This window comes from Mucilaginibacter paludis DSM 18603, from assembly GCF_000166195.2.
GTDB classification, from domain to species: Bacteria; Bacteroidota; Bacteroidia; order Sphingobacteriales; family Sphingobacteriaceae; genus Mucilaginibacter; species Mucilaginibacter paludis.
The window spans coordinates 5,805,482-5,824,092 of sequence record NZ_CM001403.1; the positions used below are offsets into that span (position 1 = coordinate 5,805,482).

19 protein-coding genes and 1 pseudogene are annotated in these 18,611 nt (G+C 41.2%); 13 read left to right on the plus strand and 7 right to left on the minus strand.

The window, feature by feature from the left end; genetic code table 11:
- The first annotated feature begins 60 nt into the window (after nucleotides 1-60).
- A complete protein-coding gene (locus tag MUCPA_RS24400; protein ID WP_008510025.1) occupies nucleotides 61-969 on the plus strand; it encodes an RpnC/YadD family protein in 909 nt (302 codons plus the stop codon).
- Between the two features lie 93 nt (nucleotides 970-1,062).
- Here MUCPA_RS24400 and ychF read toward each other — a convergent pair whose 3' ends face one another.
- Nucleotides 1,063-2,160, minus strand: a complete 1,098-nt coding sequence (gene ychF, locus MUCPA_RS24405; protein WP_008510027.1) for a redox-regulated ATPase YchF — start codon at nucleotides 2,158-2,160, stop codon at nucleotides 1,063-1,065.
- Nucleotides 2,161-2,368: 208 nt separating this feature from the next.
- On the opposite strand from ychF, the gene mgtE reads away from it, so the two are divergent.
- Nucleotides 2,369-3,739 (plus strand): magnesium transporter, encoded by a 1,371-nt coding sequence (mgtE, locus tag MUCPA_RS24410; RefSeq protein ID WP_008510028.1) that lies wholly within the window; start codon nucleotides 2,369-2,371, stop codon nucleotides 3,737-3,739.
- A 225-nt stretch (nucleotides 3,740-3,964) separates the two neighbouring features.
- Here mgtE and MUCPA_RS24415 read toward each other — a convergent pair whose 3' ends face one another.
- Nucleotides 3,965-4,420, minus strand: coding sequence for an SMI1/KNR4 family protein (locus tag MUCPA_RS24415; protein ID WP_008510029.1), 456 nt, complete (start codon nucleotides 4,418-4,420; stop codon nucleotides 3,965-3,967).
- Nucleotides 4,421-4,610: 190 nt separating this feature from the next.
- Here MUCPA_RS24415 and MUCPA_RS39310 point away from each other — a divergent pair, with 190 nt between their 5' ends.
- Nucleotides 4,611-4,739, plus strand: coding sequence for a hypothetical protein (locus MUCPA_RS39310; RefSeq protein WP_262492961.1), 129 nt, complete (start codon nucleotides 4,611-4,613; stop codon nucleotides 4,737-4,739).
- Between the two features lie 34 nt (nucleotides 4,740-4,773).
- Here MUCPA_RS39310 and MUCPA_RS37210 read toward each other — a convergent pair whose 3' ends face one another.
- Nucleotides 4,774-5,271, minus strand: coding sequence for a CPCC family cysteine-rich protein (locus tag MUCPA_RS37210; RefSeq protein WP_008510030.1), 498 nt, complete (start codon nucleotides 5,269-5,271; stop codon nucleotides 4,774-4,776).
- Nucleotides 5,272-5,405: 134 nt separating this feature from the next.
- Here MUCPA_RS37210 and MUCPA_RS24425 point away from each other — a divergent pair.
- A pseudogene (locus MUCPA_RS24425) lies at nucleotides 5,406-5,600 on the plus strand (magnesium transporter); the annotation flags it as partial.
- A 144-nt stretch (nucleotides 5,601-5,744) separates the two neighbouring features.
- Here MUCPA_RS24425 and MUCPA_RS24430 read toward each other — a convergent pair.
- Complete coding sequence (locus MUCPA_RS24430; RefSeq protein ID WP_008510031.1) at nucleotides 5,745-6,071, minus strand: DUF3276 family protein; 327 nt, start codon at nucleotides 6,069-6,071, stop codon at nucleotides 5,745-5,747.
- A gap of 130 nt (nucleotides 6,072-6,201) precedes the next feature.
- On the minus strand, nucleotides 6,202-7,989 hold the full coding sequence (locus tag MUCPA_RS24435; protein ID WP_008510032.1) for an ABC transporter ATP-binding protein: 1,788 nt from the start codon (nucleotides 7,987-7,989) through the stop codon (nucleotides 6,202-6,204).
- Between the two features lie 654 nt (nucleotides 7,990-8,643).
- Here MUCPA_RS24435 and MUCPA_RS24440 point away from each other — a divergent pair.
- The 9 genes from MUCPA_RS24440 to MUCPA_RS24475 all read left to right on the plus strand — a co-directional run bounded on the left by MUCPA_RS24440 (nucleotide 8,644) and on the right by MUCPA_RS24475 (nucleotide 15,035).
- On the plus strand, nucleotides 8,644-9,732 hold the full coding sequence (locus MUCPA_RS24440) for a Glu/Leu/Phe/Val dehydrogenase dimerization domain-containing protein (protein ID WP_040626375.1): 1,089 nt from the start codon (nucleotides 8,644-8,646) through the stop codon (nucleotides 9,730-9,732).
- Nucleotides 9,733-9,783: 51 nt separating this feature from the next.
- On the plus strand, nucleotides 9,784-10,731 hold the full coding sequence (nusB, locus tag MUCPA_RS24445) for a transcription antitermination factor NusB (protein WP_008510034.1): 948 nt from the start codon (nucleotides 9,784-9,786) through the stop codon (nucleotides 10,729-10,731).
- Nucleotides 10,732-10,763: 32 nt separating this feature from the next.
- The gene (locus tag MUCPA_RS24450; protein ID WP_008510035.1) at nucleotides 10,764-11,240 is read left to right on the plus strand and encodes a DUF1573 domain-containing protein; all 477 of its coding nucleotides are present in this window, start codon (nucleotides 10,764-10,766) and stop codon (nucleotides 11,238-11,240) included.
- A 17-nt stretch (nucleotides 11,241-11,257) separates the two neighbouring features.
- The gene (gene yajC, locus MUCPA_RS24455) at nucleotides 11,258-11,578 is read left to right on the plus strand and encodes a preprotein translocase subunit YajC (protein WP_008510036.1); all 321 of its coding nucleotides are present in this window, start codon (nucleotides 11,258-11,260) and stop codon (nucleotides 11,576-11,578) included.
- Nucleotides 11,579-11,867: 289 nt separating this feature from the next.
- Nucleotides 11,868-12,815, plus strand: a complete 948-nt coding sequence (locus MUCPA_RS24460) for a CdaR family protein (RefSeq protein ID WP_008510037.1) — start codon at nucleotides 11,868-11,870, stop codon at nucleotides 12,813-12,815.
- Nucleotides 12,815-13,411 carry a dephospho-CoA kinase gene (gene coaE, locus MUCPA_RS24465; RefSeq protein ID WP_008510038.1) on the plus strand — a complete coding sequence of 199 codons (597 nt, stop codon included), beginning with the start codon at nucleotides 12,815-12,817 and terminating at the stop codon, nucleotides 13,409-13,411. The genes MUCPA_RS24460 and coaE overlap by 1 nt, the downstream gene beginning before the upstream one ends.
- Complete coding sequence (locus MUCPA_RS24470) at nucleotides 13,411-14,349, plus strand: MBL fold metallo-hydrolase (RefSeq protein ID WP_008510039.1); 939 nt, start codon at nucleotides 13,411-13,413, stop codon at nucleotides 14,347-14,349. Before coaE ends, MUCPA_RS24470 begins: the two co-directional genes overlap by 1 nt.
- Nucleotides 14,349-14,501 (plus strand): DUF5522 domain-containing protein, encoded by a 153-nt coding sequence (locus MUCPA_RS38355; RefSeq protein WP_008510040.1) that lies wholly within the window; start codon nucleotides 14,349-14,351, stop codon nucleotides 14,499-14,501. Before MUCPA_RS24470 ends, MUCPA_RS38355 begins: the two co-directional genes overlap by 1 nt.
- Before the next feature lie 84 nt (nucleotides 14,502-14,585).
- Nucleotides 14,586-15,035 carry a MarR family winged helix-turn-helix transcriptional regulator gene (locus MUCPA_RS24475; protein WP_008510042.1) on the plus strand — a complete coding sequence of 150 codons (450 nt, stop codon included), beginning with the start codon at nucleotides 14,586-14,588 and terminating at the stop codon, nucleotides 15,033-15,035.
- A gap of 763 nt (nucleotides 15,036-15,798) precedes the next feature.
- On the opposite strand, the gene MUCPA_RS24485 is transcribed toward MUCPA_RS24475, so the two are convergent.
- The gene (locus MUCPA_RS24485) at nucleotides 15,799-16,863 is read right to left on the minus strand and encodes an IS110 family RNA-guided transposase (RefSeq protein ID WP_008503956.1); all 1,065 of its coding nucleotides are present in this window, start codon (nucleotides 16,861-16,863) and stop codon (nucleotides 15,799-15,801) included.
- Nucleotides 16,864-17,182: 319 nt separating this feature from the next.
- Nucleotides 17,183-18,547 carry a group II intron reverse transcriptase/maturase gene (ltrA, locus tag MUCPA_RS24495; protein ID WP_008510044.1) on the minus strand — a complete coding sequence of 455 codons (1,365 nt, stop codon included), beginning with the start codon at nucleotides 18,545-18,547 and terminating at the stop codon, nucleotides 17,183-17,185.
- Nucleotides 18,548-18,611 lie beyond the last annotated feature (64 nt).

Sequence of the window (18,611 nt, forward strand, 5' to 3'; positions counted from 1 at the left end):
TTTATATAATTTGCGCATTGCCTGTTTGCTTGTTCCTTGTCTTTTTTTTATTCTTGCTTTATGGCAAAAAAAGATGATGCATTGTGGAAAGCTATCTTTGAAGACGTATTCGATGATTTTCTGCGATTTTTCTTTCCTGATGCAGATGTGCTTTTCAATATGAAAAGAGGCTTTGTATACATGGATAAAGAGTTCGACCAGCTTTTTCCACCCGAAGAACATGCCTCCGGTGTACGTTATGTTGATAAACTGGTTAAAGTATATCTAAAAAATGGCGGTGCCAGGTGGATCCTTCTGCATATAGAGGTTCAAGGCCAAAAAGGCAAAGAAGATTTAAGCAAACGCATGTTCAGATACTTTTACAGGATCAGCGATAAACACGATGTGCCCGTTTCCGCCTTTGCCATCTTAACAGACGGAGTTAAAAGCTTTCGCCCTACTGCTTATCGCGAAGAGTGCCTGGGTACCAGGCTCAGCTACCAATATAATGTTTACAAGCTTTTAGACCAGCATGAAAATGAGCTGCGGGCAAATCCCAATCCATTTGCTGTCGTGGTGCTAACAGCACTCAAAGCGCTTAAAAACAAAAAAATTGATGATGAAAGATTGAAAATCGTTAAGCACGACCTAACCCGGGAACTAATCAAACGAAAGGTGAGCAAGGCCAAGCATAATGGTATTATGGATTTTTTGAAGCATTACGTCAATTTTGAAAACCCGGAAATGATGCTTAAATTTGAGAAAGAGGTAGAAGAGTTAAACGGAAGGAGTACAACCATGGGAACAGAACAATATTTGTTACAGAAGGCAGAACACCAAGGAATAGAGAAAGGAATAGAAAAGGGAATAGAGAAAGGTAAATACGAGGAAGCCATTACTATTGCCCGTGAAATGAAACAGGAGGGTATCCCTGTAGCTCAAATCAATAAATTTACAAAGCTATCTATCGAGGAGATAGATAAATTATAATTTACTCAAGTATATTTTTTATAGAGTTTTGGCAAATTTAAATTTGCCAAAACTCTATAAAAGTTGGGCGCTTAGTTCTGTTATAGGTAAGTGCTATACGTTAAACCTAAAGTGCATAATATCGCCATCGGCAACAATATAGGTTTTGCCTTCAACGCTCAGTTTCCCGTTTTCTTTACAGGCATTTTCCGATCCGTATTTTACAAAATCGTCATATTTAATCACCTCGGCACGGATAAACCCTTTTTCAAAATCGGTATGGATAACACCAGCCGCCTGTGGGGCGGTAAAGCCCTGGGTAATGGTCCAGGCACGTACTTCCTGCACACCGGCGGTAAAGTAGGTAGCCAGGTTTAATAGCTTATAAGCAGCCTTAATTAACTGGGTTACGCCCGACTCTTCAAGCCCCAAATCATCCAGAAACATTTGTCGCTCTTCGTACGATTCCAGCTGAGCAATTTCCGATTCTATTTGTGCCGAAATGATCAGCACCTGGGCATTTTCATCTTTAACGGCAGCCTTAACCTTCTCAACGTAGGCATTGCCGCTGTTAACCGATTTTTCTTCCACATTACAAACGTACATTACCGGTTTGGCAGTTAATAACCAAAGGTCGGCAATATATTCTTCGTCGCCTTCGGCAACCGGCGCCGTACGGGCCGATTTACCTTCCAACAAATGATTGCGGTAGATGCTTAATACCTCGAAGGTCTTTTTTTGTTCTTTGTCGCCGGTTTTGGCGCCTTTTTCAACCTTTTGTAATTTCTTTTCTATCGATTCGAGGTCTTTCAATTGCAACTCGGTATCAATAATTTCCTTATCGCGAATCGGGTCAACCGAACCGTCCACATGGATCACGTTATCATCATCAAAACAACGCAGCACATGGATAATGGCATTTGTGGCGCGGATATTCCCTAAAAATTGGTTACCCAGGCCTTCGCCTTTGCTGGCACCCTTAACCAGGCCGGCTATATCAACAATCTCGATAACGTTGGGTACAATGCGTTGCGGGTTAACCAGTTCGGCAAGTTTGGTAAGCCGGTCATCCGGAACGGTAATTACGCCTACGTTAGGCTCAATGGTACAAAAAGGAAAGTTAGCCGCCTGTGCCTTTGCGTTTGATAAGCAATTAAAAAGTGTTGATTTACCCACATTTGGCAAACCTACTATACCACACTGTAAACCCATGTTTTTATTTTGTTAGTGAGTTATCCGGTTATTATGTTATTGGCTGCACGGTATAATAACTCAATAACCATTAACATAATAACGCAATAACCAATTAAAATTTCGCGCAAAGATAACAGAAAAACTGTATTGTATTTTGGAAAAATAACCGACTTTTGCCACACTTAAAGTTTAGTGCCTATTGCTGATAATTTAAAATAAAACGCCTATGAAGGAAATGGTTGAGGAATTGGAAAAACTCCTGGAATTAGAAGACCGCCAACAGCTTCGGGATTATTTGGATAATCTGAATATATCCGATGTTGAAGAGCTGATAGATGAAATGCCGCAATATGCAGCCAGGTTTATTGAGGTATTGTCGCTCAACAGGGCGGTTAATGTTTTCCGTATCCTTGACTTCCCCACGCAGCAGCGTATCCTTAAAAAACTCCCCGGCCCTAAAACCGGCGAACTGATTAACGAGTTGCCGCCCGACGATCGTACATCCCTGTTTGGCGAACTGGATGGCGATATTGTTAAACGACTGATATTGTATTTGCCCCTTAACGATCGCCAGCAAGCTCTTGACCTATTGGGTTATAAAGAAGATAGCGTAGGCCGTTTAATGACACCCGACTATGTTGCAGTGAAAAAAGATTGGGACATCACCCGGGTTTTGGCGCACATCCGCACTTACGGTAAAGATTCTGAAACTATTGATGTAATTTATATTATTGATGATAAAGGAGTGTTGCTGGATGATGTTCGCATCCGCGAGATTCTATTGGTTCCTCCTGATACCAAAATGAGCGATCTGATTGATAACCGGCTGATTGCCCTTAAGGTAACCGATCCGCAGGAAGAAGCCATTAATATATTCCGGATGAATAACCGCGTGGCGCTACCCGTTACCGATGACGATAATATTCTGTTGGGCATTGTAACCGTAGATGATATACTTTGGATAGCACATGAAGAATATACCGAAGACATTCAAAAAATAGGTGGTACCGAAGCATTAGACGAGCCCTATATGGATATGCCCTTGCTTAAGTTGGTTAAAAAAAGGGTAGGATGGCTCATCATTCTGTTTTTGAGCGAGATGCTTACCGCTACCGCGATGGGCTTTTTTGAGGCCGAGATAGCTAAAGCTGTGGTGCTGGCTTTGTTTGTGCCGCTTATTATTTCGAGCGGGGGTAACAGCGGTTCGCAGGCATCCACTTTAATTATACAAGCTATGGCATTGGGCGAGGTTACCGTTGCCGATTGGTGGCGTGTAATGCGCCGCGAAATTATGTCGGGCTTGTTGCTGGGTCTAACCTTGGGTATCATCGGCTTTATGCGGATCTATATCTGGACTTTCTTCTCTCATATTTACGGGCCACACTGGATATTGGTAGGCTTAACCGTAGGCATCGCCTTAATAGGCGTAGTTTTATGGGGATCATTAGCAGGATCAATGTTGCCGCTTTTATTAAAAAGGCTTGGTGCCGACCCTGCAACCTCGTCTGCTCCGTTTGTAGCCACGTTGGTTGATGTTACCGGGTTGATCATTTATTTTTCTATCGCGGTTACGTTGATGAAAGGGGTGCTGTTATGATATTGCAAAATAGTACGCCTTGAATTGATAACTCAGATAACTGGCTGTTTTATTGTTGACGATGCCTCCCGCTACCGAAAGCGTTCTTGCTTGTGGCTTTAAGCAATCCATACGCTTGCAAATCTATTCACGGAGCGTTCCTCAAAGCATGCTGGTTACTTAGCATGATGCCTACAAGTGAGGATGCTTGCGGTAACGATGGGGCCAGTATTAGCCAATAAAGGATTAATATTTATCCTTTATCCTTTTAGATATGAAATCTATAAAATCCACGGCATATTTGCTTTTAGTCTCCGCAATATTGCTATATACGGGACATTCGCCATTCTCATCTTTTTGAAGTAAATCAAAATAATAAATTTCTCCTTGATTGTTTTCTTGAATTACTAATTGAGTTTGATCCGAAATCTTATTTTTACGGTTAAGCTCATTAATGTAAACAATGTCTCCTCCTTTAACATTGTCAAAATCCATTTCATAAATGCTGAATATTTCTTCTCCTAATATTTCACCTCCGTTGTAATTCTTTAACCACCAAATGTAAGACGGAGGAAAAATAATATTTAAACGCTGCTGGGCTTCATCTATCCACAAATCGGATACACCTTTGCCAAACTCTCCAAAGTTTATCACATTAGAATTGTCGTTAATTAATTTAATAATTGATTCGTATTTTTCCATAATACTTATTAGTCAGATGTTGTTTTTATTATGCTCTTCTGCGCGATGTTCCCAATAATTATCTTTCCAGTTTTCAAAGACCTATTTTTTTCCTGATTCAGTCATATTGGGATTTATATGTGTAATCTTAGAGTTGTTTGGTGTGATGTTTGAATTACTTCAATCATTCCTCTACTGTCAATTGAATTAAATGAAGACTATTGGCTTACCATCTACGCCAGCTACCGCGTCCTCGCTTGTGTTCATCATGCTAAGTAACCAGTACATGATTGAGGTACGCGGCGTCAATGAATTTGTAGGCTTATTATCGATTACCTAAATCCACAAGCGAGGACGTTTGCGGTAGCGATGGTTCATTTAGATTTCTCAAATTGTAACATTCTATCTGGATCTACATATTTTAGACGTTCTTCTAATTTTACGCCCAATTTTTTAAAATTTTCCTTTGCTTCGAATAACGACATGTGGTTTGCACTACTAATTTTATGTAATTCAGTAACGCCATCGTCTTCCCAGTAGCAAACATTGCATATCTCCCACCCAATCCCTATTAATGTTTCATAGCCACAACATACACAAGGAAGTAGCTTAGGGCTTCTACCTTTTACTTCGACAGTTGTTCCAATATGATTATGAAGAAAAGTTTGTAAGTAGTTATTTGTAAAAAAGCTAAATCGATGTTCAATGTGTTTTCGTGCACGATAATTCGAAATTTCAGCCGAAACATCTTCTATTTCCAATGAAAATTCGGCTAAAGCATTTTCAATTTCAGCCATTCGGGCATCTTCCGAAAGACTAAAGAACTTAAAGAAAGATGATAATATAATTGCCTCTTTTCTGCGTAATATCATTTGTTTTGATTTTTTTTCCTGCTACCGCAAGGCGTGCCGTGAATTACAAACCTTATGTATAAAGGTAAGTACAATGTTGTATAAAAATGGAGGCCTACCGTGTCGTGATGACCACAAGCGAGAATCCTCGCGATGGCGTAGTTTTATGGGGATCTTTAGCTGGATCAATGTTGCCGCTTTTATTAAAGAGGCTTGGCGCCGACCCAGCAACCTCATCGGCTCCGTTTGTAGCTGCGTTGGTTGATGTTACCGGGTTGATCATTTACTTTTCTATCGCGGTTACGTTGATGAAAGGGGGGGATGACATGGGAGATAAATCTACTTCGTGATGGAAGTCGGGCCTTCAGTGGATTAAATTAAAATGTGGTTGAATTTTTTGAGGGCATATTAACCCGTCCGTAAACCGGAAATTTCTGGATAACATAAAAAAGGCCTCGCTAAATCAGCAAGGCCTTTTTTTAATAGTGTCTTATTTATATTTCGAACGAAAAATCGTCGTCTACTTTAGCTGCTTCAGTTATCTCGCTATATTCATAGCGTTTTTCAACCACTTCCTGGTTTGATTTGATGTACTCAATGGTGTCTTTTAAACCTTCAGCAAATTTTTCAAAATCTTCTTTATATAAAAAGATTTTGTGCTTAATAAATACCCCATCCTCCAAACGTTTTTTACTTTCGGTTACAGTAATGTAATAATCGTTTGATCGAGTGGCCTTTACATCAAAGAAATAAGTTCTTTTTCCGGCTCTTACCTTTTTTGAAAAGACCTCTTCGCGCTCTCTGTTATCAAAATCTCCCATCTTTAAGTGTCGTGTTTAGTTTGCTTGGGCTAAATATAGATATTTTTTGAAAGTAGAAATACAAAAAGTGTAATATAATTCATTTTTGTTATAAAAAGTTATACCTATTTTAATTAACAAAGTTTACGGTTTAGGCAGTTTGCTGTTCTTCAAGCAATTGCTTCTCATATAGCTCAAAATAGGCTGCTTTATTAGCCATTAATTGGGCATGGGTACCTTGCTCCAATATTTTGCCCTGATCAAGCACCAATATTTTATCGGCATTTTTGATGGTTGATATGCGATGCGCTATGATGAGGCTTGTTTTGTTTTGCATGGACCGGCCCAGGTTGTTCAATATCTCCTCTTCGGTACGCGTATCAACAGCCGAAAGGCAATCGTCAAAAATTAATATCTGGGGTTGCTTTACAATAGCCCGCGCTATGGATACCCTTTGCTTTTGCCCGCCCGAAAGGGTAACACCTCTTTCGCCTATCATGGTTTCAAAGCCCAGCTCAAACTCCATAATATTGCTGTAAACGGCTGCGTTGCGCGCCGCCTGTTCTACCGAGGGCATATCCAGTACATCGGCGCTAAAAGCGATATTCCGGGCAATGGTATCCGAAAACAGAAATACTTCCTGCGGAACAAAACCGATTTGCGAACGGTAGCTTTCCAGGTTTAGCTGATTAATGGGTTTATCATCAATCAAAATTTCGCCGCCGGTACAATCGTACATCCGCATAATCAGGTTGGCTATGGTTGACTTTCCGGAACCTGTGCGGCCAATAATAGCTACTAATTGGCCCGGTTCGGCAACAAAGGATACATCGTTAAGGGCCCGGATGCCGGTATCCGGATAATCAAAAGAAACATTTTTAAACTCTATCCGGCCTTTGATAGCTTGCTTTACGCTGGTGGGCGATTTAACCTCAGGCTCTTCGTGTAGAAACTCGTTAATTCGTTTCTGTGAGGCGGCGGCGCGCTGAACCAACGAAGTTACCCAACCCAACGACATTACCGGGAAGGTTAACTGGCTCAGGTAAACAATAAACTCGGCAATGTTACCCGCTGTGATATTACCTTTCATCACCTCAACGCCACCTATATAGATGGTGATGATGGTACTTAGCCCAACCAATAGCAGCATCAGCGGGAAAAACAAGGCCTGCACCTGCACCAGGTCCATCGATTGTTTTTTATAACCTTCGCTTTCGTGCGCAAAGCTGTCGCGTACAAACTGCTCCCGAACGTACGATTTGATTACCCTGATACCCGAAAAATTTTCCTGCACAAAACTCGACAGATCGGATAATCGTTTTTGGATCCCCTCGCTGCGCGCCTCAATAATATTGTTTACATAGTAAATGGTAACCACCAGTACCGGCATAGGTAATAACGAAAAAAATGCCAGCCTTACGTTTACCGTTACCATGGCATAAATTACCAGTATAAACAGTACAATGGTATTAATGGCATACATAATGGCCGGGCCAAGGTACATGCGCACGCGGCTTACATCCTCGGTAACGCGGTTCATCAGGTCGCCGGTATTATGCCGACGGAAGAAGGCCAGCGAAAGAGCCTGGTAATGGCTATAAATCTCGTTCTTCATATCAAACTCGATATGCCTCGACATTAAAATGATGGTTTGCCGCATAAAAAACAAAAACAAACCCCTTAACAACGAGAGTACCAATACCAAAGTGCCGAATAATAAAAGGCTTGAACCAAAAATGCTATATACGGCAGCCTGCCTGTTAAAGCCGTCGAAAAGTTGATATGTGCTGATGTTTTCGGTCACCAAATCGAAAGCTACCCGTACAATTTGCGCGGGCAATACACCAAAAATGTTGGAGATAATTACAAACAATATCCCTGGGATTAGATGCCAGCGATATTTGTACAAAAACTTATTGAGGTAAGCAAGGTGCTTCATTATACTGCAAAGGTAGTATATTGATTGAGTGATAGAACGGTGGCGCGTGGTTTTTACAAAGCAACAAGATTAGGCTGATTAAATTGCAAGTGTAGATTGATCTTCATAAGTAATGGAATAGGCCAAGCGGAAAAAAATATGGGTGACGTTTGCACCTTATGGATTACCAAGCGCAGATAGGAAATGTGCGCAAAAGCCCGACTGCACGCCGGGCCGGGAGTTGGCTTGTGGGCGGAAGGATCGGGCAGTCTTGACTTTTTTGGTTCTTTTTGTGTCAAGACAAAAAGAACAAAGCCGTTCACGCGGCGATTGAGCGTGCCGATGATCTAAATTAAGAATACTGATTAATTAATTCAAAATAAACACGCTGATAATCAATAATTTACTAAGGCGTCAAATAAACTATAATTTTCTGATTTGTTTTTCATCAAAAAAGCAGCAACGCAAATGGGCTTTTATTCCATTACAAATTACCGCTTGGAATTCCAACAGACAAACTGAAACCATTTTACCCACACTATTCGTCATATAAGAACCGTTTTTTTTATAGACCGATATACTTAACTAAACAACTTTTAAAACAAACTACCCATAATTAAAAAACAATACCTACTTTTGTACCCATTCAAACAATCTATACCTATTTTGCCAACCATGCCAGCACCAACCTCAAATAATACATCTGTATTTAGCCAGTTAAGTGTGTTTGGGCATCAAAAAGTTGTTTATTGCAACGATGAGGCAACCGGTTTAAAAGCCATTATAGCTATTCATGATACCACACTGGGTCCTGCTTTAGGCGGTACCCGTATGTGGCCTTATAAATCAGAAAACGATGCTCTTCAGGATGTTTTGCGCCTTTCGCGCAGCATGACGTATAAGGCGGCCATTACAGGTTTAAACCTGGGCGGCGGTTCAACCGTGATCATCGGCGATTCGCGTAAGGATAAAAACGAAGCCTTGCTGCGTATGTATGGCAAGTTTATTAAAAACCTGAATGGCGAATATATTACAGCCGAAGATGTAGGCACTAATACCCGCGATATGGAGTATATCCGGATGGAAACCCAATATGTTACTGGTGTGCCCGAAAGCATTGGCGGTAGTGGCGATCCTACACCTGTTGCTGCGCGTGGCGTGTACATGGGTATTAAAGGATGCCTGAAGGAGTTATATGGAAATGACAACCTGGCCGGCAAATCAGTAGCTGTACAGGGTACCGGGCATGTGGGCGAAAATTTAGTGAAGCTGCTTCGCGAGGAGAATGCCAAGGTATATGTAAGCGATATTGATGAGGACCGTTTGAGGCAGGTTGCCAAAAAATACGGTGCCGAAGCTGTTGAGCATAACAGTATATTTGATTTGGATGTTGATATTTATGCTCCATGTGCTTTGGGAGCCACTATTAACAGCAAAACCATAAACCAGTTAAAATGCGCTATCATAGCCGGATCGGCAAACAGCCAGTTGGAGGATGAGCAATTACATGGGAAAATGCTGCTTGAGAAAGGTATTTTATATGCTCCTGATTATGTAATTAATGCAGGCGGCTTAATTAACCTTTATTCGGAAATTGCCGGTTTTAATAAAAAACGTACCATGCAGCTAACCGAAAATATTTACGATGCTATACGTAATGTATTGAAGCTATCAAAAACCGAAAATATATCAACCGTAGTAGCGGCAAATAAAATTGCCGAAAAAAGAATTGCTGATATTAAAAAAATTAAAACATCATTCTAAATAAACAATAGTTTTTAACCTGGGTTATTAACCCAAAACGTTCTTACCAAAATGCTAAATAGAAGGCACCTGCGGGTCAAAGTATTACAGTCGTTGTATGCTTATTATCAGTCTGAAAAAAAAGATCTTCGTTTACACGAGAAAGCTTTAATACAAAGCGTTGATAGTGTTCACGAAATGTACATCTGGATGTTATCGCTCATCAACGACGTTGTACAATATGCAGATACTGATGCTACAGGGAGGGCAAACAAACATCTGCCAACTGAGGCTGATCTGAAGCCTAATTTAAAAATATTGAGCAATACCTTTATCCACTCGCTCAATAAAAACAAGGATTATCTTGCCGCAGTAAAAAAGTATAAAATATTATGGGATTTTGATCCGGAGCTCACCAAATCGTTGTTCTCCAGCTTGAAAAATTCGCCCGATTATGCCGCTTATCTTGATAAAACGGACGATACCGTTCATTCTGACAAGGATATCATTAAATTTATCTTTAAAAAAGTAATTTTAAAATCATCCCTGGCCGAACAGTTTTTTGAAGATAAATTTATTTATTGGCCGGTAGATCGCGACGTATTGCAGGCATTGATTGCAAAAACGTTCAAGAATTTTTCTTTTGAAGAAGCCGAGAAAAATAAATTGGCGGAAGTGGTTGTGAACTGGGTAGACGACAGGGAATATATTGTAAGCCTGTTTCAGCACACCATCCGTTACGACGAGATGTTCCAGGAATGGATAACTGCCAAAACCCAAAACTGGGAACCCGAACGTATAGCGATGATGGATACCCTGCTCATGAAAATGGCCATTGCCGAGTTTGTTTATTTCCCCTCAATCCCGGTAAAGGTTACCATTAACGAGTACCTTGAAATTTCGAAGGAATTTAGTACGCCAAAGAGTAATTCATTTATAAACGGTATCTTAGACAAAATTTTATTTGAGCTTAAAGCCGAAGGGAAAATCAAAAAAACAGGCAGGGGATTAATGGAGTAAGCAATATCCAACTGCATAAAACTTTTAATTAAATGAAAAGAATATTTTTAGGAATCATTACCGCAGGAATGTTGGCCGCCTGCCATCAGTCTAATAAAACGCAGCAATCAAACACAACAACAGAAACCACAGTGTCGGCTCCGGGTACAACACCGGCAGGCGCACCCGTTGATACGGCCAACGCGCCAATCATCAGGTTTGAAAAGGATAGCTATAATTTTGGTAAGATTAACCAGGGCGATAAAGTATCGTACGATTTTAAATTCACTAATGCTGGCAAAACACCGCTTATTATTACCGATGCTGTGGCATCATGCGGTTGCACCAAGCCCGACTGGCCAAAGGAACCCATTAAACCTGGCGATAAAGGGGTTATTAAGGTGGTTTTTAACAGTGCCGGTAAAGATGGTTTGCAGGATAAGTTAATTACCATTACAGGTAATACCGTGCCAACACAAAGTGTGGTTCATCTGGTGGGCGAGGTAATAGCGCCAAAGTCAGCTAAATAATATTAATATAAAAAAAAATGATTTCAACTATTTTATTACAGGCCGCAGGTGGCGCGCAGTACACACAGTACATCATGATGGGACTGATCGTCGTGGTATTTTACTTTTTCATGATCCGTCCGCAAATTAAAAAACAAAAAGATCAGAAAAAATATGTCGACGAAATGAAAAAAGGCGACAAAATAGTAACTACAGCAGGTATACATGGCAAAGTGGTAGAGATTGCCGATGTTACCATCCTGGTAGAAGTTGATAACGGCGTTAAAATCCGTTTCGATAAATCGGCTATTTCACTGGAAGCATCTAAAGCTTTAAACCCACCGGTAACTAAAGCTTAATTATCTGATCAAATAAAAAAAGCCAAAGCCCCGCAACGGGCTTTGGCTTTTTTTATTTTTGGTTATTTATATATCCCCACTCATGTGTTGCTTTTTTTATATATTGAATTGATTTTCAGTATATTATTCCTTTGTTTTTTTCTGTAACCCGGATGGACAGTTAACGAGGGCTGCCCCTTGCTGATAGTTTTGATTTACAGCTTGGGCGCAACTGGCAACCCATAAATCTAATAACTTAATACCAATCCAATAACGTGATACATTTTTCCTAATTTTGGCCTACAGGTTTATGGCAATAATTAAATTATCAAAAAACGAACAAAGGCGCTTATCGGTGTTTTTTACTTGCCTTGTTCTGGCTTTTGGAGCCTGGATATTAACTATGCTGTCAAACCAATACAATTACACGGTTAAGATAGTGGTTGATTTTATTAATCCCCCGGTCCGAAGATCGTTTAGATCCCTCCAGTCGGATACCGTGGACGCTACTGTTCAGGGAAACGGCTGGAACTTGTTGTTTTCCCGAATGAATATGGATGATAAACGAGTGGCTATTAATTTAAAAACGCTCGATAGCCGGAATTATATTTTATTGAGCGCTCAACTTAAATCCATTAACGAAAAACGACTTGTAAATCAGCAAATCGTATCCTTCAATCCCGATACTTTATATTTTGATTTTTCGTCAAGGGCAATAAAGCGGGTACCCGTCCAGCTGCAGTATAACATTAAGTTTAAAAGGCAGTTTATCATATCAGATGATATTTTGCTTAACCCCAACTATGTAACGATTTCGGGCCCGGCAGAAAATATTGCTAAAATTAAGTTTTGGAAAACGGATTCGTTAACGGCAAGTGATGTGGAAGATCCCATAGATCAGAATGTTCCGCTGCAGCCCGTTAAAGAATCTAATATGAGTATTTATCCTAAAAGTGTGAGGGTACATGTGCCGGTTAGCGAGTTTACCGAGAAAACAGTTGAAGTGCCTGTGAAACTCATCAACAATAAAAACTACTATAATGTTAAAATCTTCCCTCAGAAGGTTAAAATTACATTTACAGTACCGTTAATTAAATATTCCGAAACGGATGAGCATGCCTTTGAGGCTGTTGCCGATTTGAATTTATGGCAAGAGCAAGGGGCAAAACAGTTGCCGGTGAAAGTTAAGTTTATCCCCCCTTTTTGCAAGTTAGTGAGTGTACAACCTCAGAATTTAGATTTTATAGTTAAACAGTAATGCTTAAAATTGGTATAACAGGTGGTATTGGCAGTGGCAAAAGCACCATCAGTAAAGTATTTGAAGTATTAGGTATCCCTGTTTTTTATGCGGACGACCAGGCCAAGAAGGTGATGACAGATGATCCGATTTTAATTGATGCCATCAAATCAACCTTCGGCGATGAATCTTATTTTGCTGACGGCGCGTTAAACCGCAAATACCTGGCAGGCATTGTTTTTAAGGATGATGTGCAATTAGCTAAGCTGAACGCCATAGCCCATCCGGCAACTTTTCGCGCTTTTGATAAGTGGCTCAGCCATGTTGGCCATGTACCCTATATTTTAAAAGAGGCTGCCTTGTTGTTTGAAAGCGGATCGTACAAATTATGCGACAAGAGCCTGATGGTATTCGCCCCGTTTGAGATGCGCATGGCGCGTGTTTTATTGCGCGACAATATCACCAGGGCCGAAGCCGAGAGCCGCAACGCCAAACAGTTTGATGATGAGAAGAAGTTGAATATGGCTGATTATGTAATTAAGAATGACGATAGCCAATTGGTTATACCACAGGTGTTGGATTTGCACCGCGAATTTTTAAAGCTGGCGGGTAAGTAATGATATTAGCCGACTTTATTGTTTTTAACGACAATGGCCTTTATTGCCATTATGGTGATTTTTACCTTGACCCTAAACTGCCTGTAAACAAGGCCGTGATATCACATGCCCATGGCGACCATGCCGTTGGCGGCAATACCAATGTTTATTGTACCGCTGCCACTGCCGCCTTTATGGCTTTGCGTAACGGTAAAACTGCCGCGAAGGAGTTTCATTTGAAGGAATTTAACGATTCTTTTTTAATAGGCGATGTATTGATCACGTTGATATCCGCAGGCCATATACTGGGCTCGGCGCAGGTGCTGATGGAATTTAAGGGCGTAAAATACCTGTATACGGGCGACTATAAAGTACAACCCGATGATACCTGCGAGCCTATTGAATGGGTTAAAGCGGATGTGCTGATTACCGAAAGCACCTTTGCCCATCCAGGCACACAACACCCCGGCGCCGTCGAAGAAATTAAAAAGCTGAACAATATTAAAACCAATATTTTATTAGGTGCGTATGCTTTAGGAAAAAGCCAGCGTTTAATCAACCTGATCAACACCTGGTGCCCGCAAAAAAAGATTCTGGTACATCATAAAATAATGCCTGTTAATTTAATTTACGAAAAATTTGGGTTCCACCTGGGCCAATATCAAATGTATGGCCGTAAATTAATGAAGCAACAGAACGAATATGTTTACATTGTTCCTCCCTTTACATTTGATAGTTATTTTAAGGCAACGGGTGTTAAACGCTTGTTTGCATCTGGATGGAAAAATTTGCAAACTAATGCGCAGGATACGTTGTTTATATCTGATCATGTAGACTGGAATGATATTTTAAACTGTGTTAAATTTGTTGAGCCAACCCAAATATGGACTTTACATGGCGATGGTGCACATTTGAAGCGTTATTTTGAAGGTTCAATTGAAGTTAAATTATTGAAATAATGCTTGAAGAGCATGTAGATTACTATATTAACGACGATGGTAATTTTGTTTTTACAGAAGCTTACCACCTAAAACGAGGCTTTTGTTGTAAAAATGGATGCTTACATTGCCCTTGGAAGCAGCCCGTAAATCAGGAAGAAACCAAGAAATAGATGTTTAAACTTTTATTTTTTGACTTGGAATAGCGCTTTAAAATAATTTTGCAGATATTTGAATAATCCGTAAAAGGAAACAGGATGCAGATAGACAAAGAAATACAGAGCGATAAGTTTGAAGATGATTACCATAGGGTAACTATAAATATATTGTTTACCTACGGCTGGCTCGGCAACTTAATGCGCGGCCAGTTTGAAAAACACAACATTACCCAACAGCAATTTAATGTGCTGCGTATTTTGCGCGGGCAGTATCCTAAACCCGCCACTGTTAATTTGTTGAAGGAGCGGATGATTGATAAAATGTCGGATGCATCGCGTATTGTTGATCGCTTGGTGCAAAAGCAATTGGTAACCCGATGTACCAACAATAAAGACCGACGCGCTGTTGATATCCGCATTAGCGATCAAGGTCTTGAGATTTTGTCTAAAATGGATTCCGAATATAAAGCTAAAGATTACTTTCGGCCCAATTTAACCGAAGAAGAGGCCAGGCAATTAAGTGCTTTGCTGGATAAAATGAGAGGGTAGGGGGAGTTGGATGCAGGACGGAAGAGGCATTAGCAGCTTTAAAATCAAGGCGTTTTAAATACTTTGATTTGTTCGTCAATCAATTAACAGGGCTATGATTGTCAAAAAAGGATAAGTTAAACGCCTAACGATTTACACGAAAACTTCTCAATCTTCTATATTGATAGCCAATATTGTCGTTATGCATCATGTGATTGGCCGGGTCCATTACTTATAATGATGTATATGTAAGTTGTTGATTATCAGTGTTTAATTCTCTCCATTATGTCATCCCGACGAGAGGAGGGATCTCCTATGATGAAATATGCAAGGTAAACGAGGCAAAAGGGCTTAAAAAGGGGTTATAACACGTATTGCTTAAATGTTTTAAATATTTTTGGTCAAAGCATGGCCCTGTTTGTTTAACTTTCCAGTGCAAATCAAAAGAGGAAACAGGCGCTGCTGAGGAGCAACCTGCCAGCAATATGATTTGCTGAACCACGGATAAAGGCCTCTGTCAAAGGAGGCTTTTTATTTATCCTGTTCACTGAATGGCTAAAAAAACCTTCACGAATTTTTATTTTAATGCGTTGATAAATGACCAGCTAACCTCCTATAAGCAGACACTTTGCAGGCTGCAGGATCGCGTTCAAATTATTTGGATAAAAGGGCAACCGTAACCTTTTGTATAGCAGACACCTTTCGGGCCGCAGATCCCTCGCTTCGGTTTGCCCATTTCATAAAAAAACCAAACCGGCTTTATCAGGCATTTGTCCTTGTGGACTTATTTGACAACCGAAGTTACGTAAGGTTTTTGATTCTTCATAACGAACCGTATCCGGTTGAGCATTTTTTTAGCTATCCTGATGATGGCCTTATTCTTTTTCATTTTTTTGCAAAGGTTATTGAAAGCCAGCGTCATGGCCGGGTCGAGCCTGACAGCTATCCAAGAGGCCTCGATAAGCTTCTCCCGTAATTGATGATGAGCTCTTTTAGTGAGCCCCAATATGATTTTTTGATCGCCGGAACTATGCATATCCGGTACCAAGCCTATATATCCACACAAGGCATCCAGGGAATCAAAGCGTTCAATGTCGCCGATCTCTGTGACAAATAATAAGGCGGTAATCTCGCCTATACCGGGGATGGTCCGGATCAGTTTTATAATTTGTTGATAACGTGGCTGCCTGGATAGGGCTCTGACTTCCCTGGTGGCTGTGAGTACCATGATACGGGTCTGCTGGTATCCCTGTAGCAGAATATCCAGGTTGATCCGTGCTGATGAAGGCAAGCAAAGGGCCTTGAGCAGGCAGATATAATGATTCGACCAGTATTTATCGGTGTCTACCGTCACCGACTGGTCCTGGAAGTTAAGCCATCCTTTTATTCGGTTCTTATAGCGTGTCTGATCTTTGATCATTTGCTGGTAAACACGGATAATACCGCGGTCATCCTGTTGCTCGATGCCAGGCACGAAGATACCTTTCAGGGCTCCTTCACTTAATGTTTTACTGAGTTTCCGGCAATCGACCGTATCTGATTTGCGCTGCTTTTCCTTGTCTGTCAGCGGGACATCGGCAGGATTTACGACGATGCAGGACATCCCCAGCTCACTAAACTGTCGCTGATAGCCAAAGCCGCAAAAACCGGCTTCGTAAACGAGCCTGTAATCGGCCGAAGGATAGTTCTGTTGTAGATGCCCGCTTAAGGCCTTAGGTGAAGGTTCCTGGGAAAACGTCTTTAGCTCCATATGGGTGCTGCGAAGGCTGACCTTCCAGGACTTCTTGTGGACATCTATGCCAACAAAAATAGTTTGTCCGCTAAAATCTAATTGTGTACCTTGTTTCATGAGTTCTTGGTTTAAAGTGTTTGTTAATGGTTCACTATTAAGCTACAACCTTTTTTTCAAGAACTCTTTTACATCATCTATCGAACCATTTCATACATACGACCTTTTAAAAGCGGCAAGTATGCATCATATTAGGTGCACTGATTATCAGTACGTATATTTTGCTTTGATAATCAGTATTCTTAACTGACAGCATCGGCCCGGTAGAGTAGAGCGGGAAAGTAAAGCACTTTCCCGACTCCCTCGTCAATCCGTACGTGCGGTTTTCCCGCATACGGCTTTCCTAAAAACTTCGTCATCAGCATTCACAGTTGAACCGTCAGAAAGCGTATTTTGTTGGGTCTATTAGTCCTTTCTTTTGAACCAAGGCCTCAAAAGCTCTTTGTCTGTAAAGCTTACACTTTCTTTGGCTCTTGCGGTTGTAGTAGCGATTGAGCTTTTCGTGAAGATAATTTCGTAACCGACGTTTGCTCACCTGTACGTAGCTGACTCCTTTTATGATATAGTAGTTCAGCCATCCCCGGATACGACTATTAAGCTCTTCTACTATTTCACTTGCCGGACTATGACCGCGCTTTTTCAGATATTCACTTAACCCACTCCGCAATCGCTGCTCTGATTTTTTGCTCGGAGATATATTCCAGTAGCGTCCATTTCTGGACACCAGGCTCTTGTCGTACCGGATCGTGTGCCCCAGGAAGCTGAAAGGCGCCTGTTCCGATTGGATTTGTTTGCTCTTGAGTTCATTCAAGGTCAATCCCATCTTCCCCAGTATCATTTTCAGTCTGTCAAGTACTTCCTTAGGTATGACCTTCCCCATCAGTACGAAATCGTCCGCGTATCTGACTATCGATACGCCCATCCTGCTAAATATACTTTCCGGTTTTGTTACTATCCGGTCCAGTAGATGTAGATAGATATTAGACAGCAACGGTGATATCACGCCGCCTTGTGGGGTGCCAAACTCATTTTTCTTCCCGCCCTTAAACTGTCCGTCCTCAAATACAGGCACTTTCAGCCACATGCTGATCAGTCTTAGTATCCTTGGATCGCTGATCCTCTCTTTGAGCGTTTTTAGCAGTTTATCATGCGGGATCGTGTCGAAATACTTGCTTAAGTCTGCATCAAATACTTCCGTCTTCCCTGCCTGCAAATGCCCCTTGATCGCTGTCATCGCATCCTTTGAACTCCGCCCAGGCCTGAACCCGTGCGAAACTTCTTTAAAGTCTGCTTCGAATATCGGCTCAAGGATCATTTTACATACCGTCTGGGCTATCCTGTCTTTTACCGTGGGTATGCCTAAGGGCCGTTCCCCGCCATTGGCCTTCGGGATCATCACCCGTTTTACTGCTTCCGGACGGTAGGTTTGCTTTCGTAATTCTTCTCCCAGTGTGTGCAGGTAGGTTTCTACGCCTCCCCGTTCTACATCTGATATCCGGATTCCGTCTATTCCGGCTACGCCGTCATTGGCTTTAACCTGTTTCCACGCTGCCCTTAGCATATACGGTATGAACAGCTTATCATACAGCACATAAAACTTGTACTTCCGCTCCTGCTTGGCTTTCTGATATAGTTTCCCCCGGAGTGTTTCTACTCTTTCCGCATCCGGGATCTCACGCCGCCGTCTTTTAAACAGCTCGCCCTGCTTCCCTTCTGCTTCGACCTTCTTATGATTTGTTACCATCAATTTTGTCCGTTTTTGTTCTCTTGGAAACCTTATTCATAGTAATGCCCCTTCGCTACTCCCG